Here is a 1,244-nt window from a genome sequence, read left to right on the forward strand (position 1 = left end):
GGCTTATAGGCCAAAAAGAGTGGATGGAACCCTGATCTAACCGCGTCATCACGCCGCTAGAACCAGATCACTAATGTCCGGCACCATTAACCGTGCCAACGACGACATCGCCAACCCAATGCGTGGTATGCCACACCAAACTCGTGAAGAACGGTCGACACCCTTCCGGTACCCAACGCTGGCGATGTCCAACCTGTGGCACCTCGACCACCAGAAAACGGGGCGATCTCACCCGGAAACATCAACTCACCAGATTCCTGACCTGGCTCTCCGGTAAACACGCGCAAACCGAGCTCCCAGGCCCCAGCGCCAGAACATTCCGCAGAGGAACCGCCTGGTGCTGGGACATACACCCCACCCTCGGACCTGTCACCACCACACACCACACGATCCTCGTCGATGGGATCTACATCGGATCCTGGTGTCTCCTCATCGCAGTCACCGAAGACCTTCAGGTACTCGCCTGGCAATGGTGCTCCAGAGAATCAGCCGCAGCATGGAACGCGCTCCTGACCCAGATCCCTGCACCAACAGTGGTGGTGTGTGATGGCGGAGCAGGAATCGCTTCCGCTCTGAAACAGGCATGGCCCGCAACTCGTGTGCAGCGTTGCATCTTCCACGTCCGCTTGAATCTGCGCAGACACCTCACCCTCACCCCCAGAACCCCGGCAGGACGACACCTGAACCAGATCGGGAAAACACTCGCACAAGTGGACAGTGTTGAGGACGCTATCGAGTGGAAGAAACTCCTAGAAACCTGGTGGCAGGCCTACGGACACCTCACCACTGAACGCACCCGGTATCGAGATGGCAGTACCGGATACACCCATGAACGACTCCGCAAAGCTTGGAACCTGCTCCGGTCTCTCAACCAGCAAGGAGTGTTGTTCACATACCTAGAACACGGCAACGGGAAAACCACTTCGCCCCTCGAGGGTGGCATCAACAACGGCATCAGGACTCTGCTCCGAAACCATCGCGGGATGAGTGAACCCCACATGCAGCGAGCAGCGGAATGGTTCCTTGTGCTCCACGAAATCCGGATCGAAGACGCCCACTCATTCATCACGAACCCAGGGCAAGACAAACGGGACACCCGAGCAGCACCAGCCCCGAAACAGGCCTCGACCGTGAGCTTCTACGACACCGGTGTCACTGCAGAAGAAGGCCTCTGGGCAAGGAGCGGATGGGCCGGCCACAGCTGAAATCGCCCAACGCCATCCACTCTTTTTGTCCTATAACCC

At 58.1% G+C, this 1,244-nt stretch carries 1 protein-coding gene; it reads left to right on the forward strand.

Annotated features, from left to right (window positions below; genetic code table 11):
* The first annotated feature begins 122 nt into the window (after positions 1-122).
* On the forward strand, positions 123-1,205 hold the full coding sequence (locus ICM05_RS12570; RefSeq protein WP_353055913.1) for an IS1249 family transposase: 1,083 nt from the start codon (positions 123-125) through the stop codon (positions 1,203-1,205).
* The last annotated feature ends 39 nt before the right edge of the window (positions 1,206-1,244 follow it).

It is taken from the genome of Leucobacter sp. cx-42 (genome assembly GCF_014529985.1).
Lineage (GTDB): Bacteria > Actinomycetota > Actinomycetes > Actinomycetales > Microbacteriaceae > Leucobacter.